The sequence below is a fragment of the Acidovorax sp. genome (assembly GCF_046341535.1).
Taxonomy (GTDB): Bacteria; Pseudomonadota; Gammaproteobacteria; order Burkholderiales; family Burkholderiaceae_C; genus Acidovorax.
Genome location: NZ_JBKDRI010000009.1, coordinates 1 through 5,267, shown reverse-complemented (window position 1 = coordinate 5,267; position 5,267 = coordinate 1). Strand labels below are relative to the sequence as shown.

The following is a 5,267-nucleotide window of genomic DNA, read 5'->3' as shown; positions in this document are numbered from 1 at the left end:
CTGGTGCAGTCCGTGCCCGAGCCGGGCCTGGCGCTGCTGACCGGCGGGCGGCGCGATCTGTCGTACGACCTGGACCTGCCCGTGCCCGTGCGCTGGGCACCGCGCGGGTCACGGTCTGCGGTGGATGCACCCGCTGGCTGGACGATCAAGGCACTGAACGATCAGCACGCCTACCTGCGCTTTGACCCCGCCCATGGCACCCCGCCTGCGGTGGGCGACCGCGTGGCGCTGGGCATATCGCACCCCTGCACCACATTCGACAAGTGGCGCTGGCTGGCGGTGGTGGATGACGACTGGGCCGTGACGGGAGCCGTGAGTACCCGGTTTTGATGATCCCAAAAAACGGCAGTTGGATGCATTTGCCAGCGCCGCTTTTGGAGCGCCAGGCAAGGCGCGACGACGCGGCAGGCTCGTGCCTGCAAGGAGGAGCAACACCGCATGGCGCTCCAAAAGCGGTGCTGGCAAGTGCATAGCGCTGTCACCCCCAAGGTGAGGCTGCGAAAACAACGCAAGGCTCGAGTCCATGCGGTGTGCGCCAAGATGACAAGCGGTCAACTGCCGTTGCTAGGCTCAGTCGGCGCTGGCCTGCTCAATCAGCGCTGCCGCAGACAGTTGGATGCGCATGCCCGCAACCAGGCGGTCGAACGCAGCGCGAGCCGCTGGCGAAACGGGCGCTGCCGCCTCGCTCTGGGCCACGATGGTCATGGGGTCCTGGTGCTGACCGTTGACGCGGAACTCAAAGTGCAGATGCGGCCCCGTGGCCCAGCCGGTAGCGCCCACGGCACCAATGGTCTGCCCCTGTTCAACCGATTGCCCCTGGCGCACGTCAATGCGGCTCAAGTGGGCGTACACCGTGACGTGCTGGTTGCGGTGCTTGACGAACACCACATTGCCGTAGCCGCCTTGCACACCGGCGAACTCCACGACACCATCGCCCACGGTACGCACTGCGGTACCCGTGGGCGCGGCAAAGTCCGTACCCAGGTGGGCGCGCCAGGTTTTCAGGATGGGGTGCAGGCGCATCTTGAAGCCGCTGGTCACGCGCGAGAACTCCAGGGGCGAGGCCAGGTAGGCGCGGCGCATGCTTTCGCCGTCGGGCGTGTAGTAGGCACCCCTGGTGGCACCGGGCTCCTGGAACCACACGGCCTGATGGGTCTTGCCGTTGTTGACGAAATCGGCGCTCAGCACGCGGCCGCTGGACAGGGGCTCGCCGTCGGCTTCCAGGGTTTCGTAGACCACCGAAAACCGGTCGCCCTTGCGCAGCGAGCGGCGGAAATCAATGCTGCCCGAGAACAGCTCGGCCACCTGCACGGCCACCGCATCGGGGATGTTGGACGCGTCGGTCGCGGCAAACAGCGAGCTTTGGATGATGCCGCCTGCCAGGCGACTGTTCACGGTCATCCTGGCGGTCTCGATGCGCGTGCTGAACTTGTCGCCTGTGCGTTCGACGGTGAGACGGCGGAAGTTACCGCTGTCATCAGGCACCCAGCGCACGGTCAGGCGGATCAGGCGGTGGTCGTCGGTAGTCTCGGCCGATACCACGCGGCCCGTGCGGCCAAGCATGTTTTGGCGCACGGCGTTGTCGCCCCGCATGAAAGCGGCGGCGGCCGGATCGGCCACGCCCATGCGCTGCAGCAGGGATTCGGGGGTGTCGCTGCTGCGCACCTGTTCGGAGCGGAACAGCGAGAAGCTGGGCATGTCGATTTGGCCCAGCACCAGGTTGTCTGCCAGGGACTCGACCGGGTAGCTCACCATGCGCACCGGCAGATCGCTGGGATCGGGCGCGAACGATGCCACGGCAAACGCGCCGCCGCCGCCCGTGAGCATCACGGCAGCGATGGCGGCCATCAGGCGTTGGGGGTGGCGCTGGATCGTGAGGGAAATCCGGTCAAGCAAAGCCGCGCTGGCGGAGGTCAAGCCGTGAATCAAGGTTCTATCCCCAGGGTGAGCGTGCATCAAAACCGCAGGCCCGAATCGACATCGGGTTGCGGCGCGGTGCACATGCTGTCGGGTTGCAATGGATCGGCCGTGTCGGTGACAGGCCGAAATGACGGGCCCACTAGAATCCGCGTCAAGAAACGTGGGCTGGAGTATAGCGGCGCCTGCGGCATGGACATCCCAAAAAACCCTTATGAATCAATCTGCTGTTACAACGGGCCCGGTCTCTGATGGTGTCGCGCGGGCACTTGAAATCTCGCTGCGCGGGGTCGAGGAGCTGCTGCCGCAGGACGAATGGGTCAAAAAGCTCGCGCGCTCGGAAGCCACCGGCACGCCGCTGCGCATCAAGCTCGGCCTGGACCCCACCGCGCCCGACATCCACATCGGGCACACCGTGGTGCTCAACAAAATGCGGCAATTGCAGGACCTGGGCCACCAGGTGATCTTTCTGATCGGGGATTTCACCAGCCTGATCGGCGACCCCTCCGGCCGCAACAGCACGCGCCCGCCGCTCACGCCCGAACAGATCAAGGCCAACGCAGAAACCTATTACCGCCAGGCCAGCCTGGTGCTGGATCCGGCGCGCACCGAGATCCGCTACAACAGCGAGTGGAGCGAGCCGCTGGGCGCCAGCGGCATGATCCAGCTGGCGGCCAAGTACACCGTGGCCCGCATGATGGAGCGCGACGACTTTCACAAGCGCTTTACCACCGGCCAGTCGATTTCGGTGCATGAGTTTTTGTACCCGCTGATGCAGGGCTACGACTCGGTGGCCCTGAGAAGCGACCTTGAGCTTGGCGGCACCGACCAGAAGTTCAACCTGCTGATGGGCCGCCACCTGCAGCAAGAGCACGGCCAGGAGCCGCAGTGTGTGCTCACCATGCCGCTGCTGGTGGGGCTTGATGGCGTGGACAAGATGTCCAAGTCCAAGAACAACTACATCGGCATTACCGAAGATGCCAACACGATGTTTGCCAAGGTGCTGTCCATCAGCGACACGCTGATGTGGGACTGGTTCACGCTGCTATCGTTCAAGAGCCTGGCCGAGATCGGTGCGCTCAAGGCCGAGGTGGCTGGCGGGCGCAACCCCAAGGATGCCAAGGTGATGCTGGCCAAGGAGATCACCACCCGTTTTCACAGCGCCGCAGCGGCCGATGCGGCCGAGCAGGACTTCACCAACCGCAGTAAAGGTGGCGTGCCCGATGACATCCCCGAGGTGGCGCTGTCAGACGCGCCGCTGGGCATGGGTGCCCTGCTCAAGCAGGCAGGGCTTGCACCATCGACCAGCGAGGCCAGCCGCCTGATTGACGGCGGCGGCGTGCGAGTGGACGGCGTGGTCATCAGCGACCGGGGCCTCAAGCTCAACGCCGGAACCTATGTGGTGCAGGTGGGCAAGCGCAAGTTTGCGCGGGTGACGCTCGGCTGACGTGGCGGATAAGGCCGCTGCATAGCATTCAAAAACCCGTCCGCCGCGCGACCATATTGACAAAGCAGCTACATTTTTAATAGCGATTCCCGAGTGGAGCCTTCGCAGATCAGTCCAGGTTGTCGTTCAGGTCAGGGTCCGGTATGTCGCCGATCGCCTCACGGGTGAGCTGGGCCTGTGCATGCAGCCATTCGCAAAATGCCCTGATCTCGGGCCGCTGCGCGCTGCGCGGCCCCACCATCAGCCAGTAGGCCAGCGGTGAGTCGATGCGGTAGCCCGGCAACACCTCCACCAGATCGCCTGCCGCCAGCGCGTCAGCAATCAGCGGCATGCGGGCCAGCGCCAGGCCCTGCCCGCTGAGGGCGGCCTGCACAATCTGGTGCGCGTAGTTGAAATACAGCCAGCGCTGGGGTTGCAGCGTGGGCAGATCGCAGCGGTCAAACCAGCGTCGCCAGCTCAGGTACTCCAGGTGTTGCGAGCGGTGGGCGTCGCCCGCCTCGATCAGCGTGAAACGGGCCACGTCGGCGGGCGTGCGCAGCGGTGTGCCGCTTTTCAACAGCCAGGGGCTCCCCACCACGGCCAGTTGCTCGCCAAACAGACGCTGCCCGCCCTGCGCTCCGGGGCCGGGCAGGCTGTAGCGCAGCGCAAGGTCCACGTCCGAGGTTTCCAGATCCACCGGCACATCGCTGGCGTCGATGCGGATGTCAACGCCCGGGTGGTCGCGCTGGAACGCCTCCATCCGTGGAATCAGCCACATGGATGCGAAGCTCGCCCACGTGGTGATGGCCACACTGCGCCGCCCTGCGGCCTGGCGCGCCAGGCGCACGGCCGCATCCATGCGTTCCACTGCGGGTGCCACGGCGCGCTGCAGTTGCGCGCCAGCGCTGGTCAGCTCCACCGCGCGGGTGTGGCGCAGAAACAGAGGCACGCCCACTTCGTCCTCCAGCGCCTGGATCTGGCGGCTCACGGCCGACTGGGTCAAGGCCATCTCGTCGGCAGCGGCCCGAAAGTTCAGATGCCGGGCCACGGCCAGAAAGGCGCGCCAGTGCCCCACGGCGACGGGCCGGGTGCGTTGGATGGCGGGGGCATTGGGGTGGCTGGACATGGCGCGGCGGTGGGTGTATTGATGCGGTAGCGGCATCAATAGCGTAGCGCGTTTTCATTGGACGCGAAAGGCTCGCAGCCGGATCATTGAGCTCCATCACAGCCCATTGCGGCAGAAAGGAGTTCCACATGCCAAGCCATGCTGTTACCGCATCGCCAACTTCCGTGAGCCCCACCGGTCCCGCCACCCTGCCGCCGGGGTGCTGGCAGTTGCAGGCGCACCGCGCCCTCTCATTGCGCCCACACTGGCCCGGCGTGCTGGAAATTGCCCAGGGCCGGGCCTGGGTCACGCTGACGGGGACCGCGCAGGCCACGCCCGCAGACCATGTGCTGCACGCCGGAGACCGCCTGAGCCTGTGGCCCGGCCAGCATGCGGTGGTCGAGGCCTGGGGCCTGCCTGGCGCGGCAGATTGCGCCGCAGCGCTGGCCTTTCGCTGGGACTGCGCCGCGCCCGTGGCCTCCCCTGCCGCATCTGCACCTGGGCGCGCCGAGGGCGCTGCTGCCGTGGCGGTGTGCTGGGACCGCGCCGTGGTGCAACCCCTGCGCGATTTGCGACTGGCCCTGCGGCAGGGCGGCCACGCCGTGGTGGGTGCGGCCGCCGATGCCGCGCGCGCAGTGGCACGGCTGGTGCTGGGCCTGGCGCGGTTTGCTGCCTACCGCCTAGTGTGCTGTCCCGCAAATACGTGAGCAAAGTCGATGCAGCTTTTCAAGGATCGAATCGGCGGTGGCAGTCCATGTGAAGGGCTGGCAGTTTGTGTTGTGCGCGGCGACGAAGTGGTCGATGCGCTGCACAAGCTGC

General features: G+C 66.3%; 4 protein-coding genes and 2 pseudogenes. 3 read left to right on the top strand and 3 right to left on the bottom strand.

Going from position 1 to position 5,267, the window contains the following annotated elements; genetic code table 11:
* Positions 1–330: pseudogene (locus ACK543_RS00365) on the top strand (amino acid deaminase); the annotation flags it as partial.
* Positions 331–570: 240 nt separating this feature from the next.
* Here the strand turns inward: ACK543_RS00365 and ACK543_RS00360 are convergent.
* Entirely contained in the window at positions 571–1,929 is a 1,359-nt protein-coding gene (locus tag ACK543_RS00360) for a peptidoglycan DD-metalloendopeptidase family protein (protein ID WP_409940896.1), read from the bottom strand.
* Positions 1,930–2,131: 202 nt separating this feature from the next.
* Between ACK543_RS00360 and tyrS the strand changes: the two genes are divergently transcribed.
* The gene (gene tyrS / locus ACK543_RS00355) at positions 2,132–3,364 is read left to right on the top strand and encodes a tyrosine--tRNA ligase (RefSeq protein WP_409940895.1); all 1,233 of its coding nucleotides are present in this window, start codon (positions 2,132–2,134) and stop codon (positions 3,362–3,364) included.
* Between the two features lie 109 nt (positions 3,365–3,473).
* Here the strand turns inward: tyrS and ACK543_RS00350 are convergent, their stop codons facing one another.
* Positions 3,474–4,469 carry a LysR substrate-binding domain-containing protein gene (locus tag ACK543_RS00350; RefSeq protein ID WP_409940894.1) on the bottom strand — a complete coding sequence of 332 codons (996 nt, stop codon included), beginning with the start codon at positions 4,467–4,469 and terminating at the stop codon, positions 3,474–3,476.
* 128 nt (positions 4,470–4,597) lie between these two features.
* Here ACK543_RS00350 and ACK543_RS00345 point away from each other — a divergent pair, with 128 nt between their 5' ends.
* Positions 4,598–5,155 (top strand): DUF2917 domain-containing protein, encoded by a 558-nt coding sequence (locus tag ACK543_RS00345; RefSeq protein ID WP_409940893.1) that lies wholly within the window; start codon positions 4,598–4,600, stop codon positions 5,153–5,155.
* Here the strand turns inward: ACK543_RS00345 and ACK543_RS00340 are convergent.
* A pseudogene (locus tag ACK543_RS00340) lies at positions 5,129–5,267 on the bottom strand (IS630 family transposase); the annotation flags it as partial. The gene ACK543_RS00345 and the pseudogene ACK543_RS00340 sit on opposite strands and share 27 nt — an antisense overlap.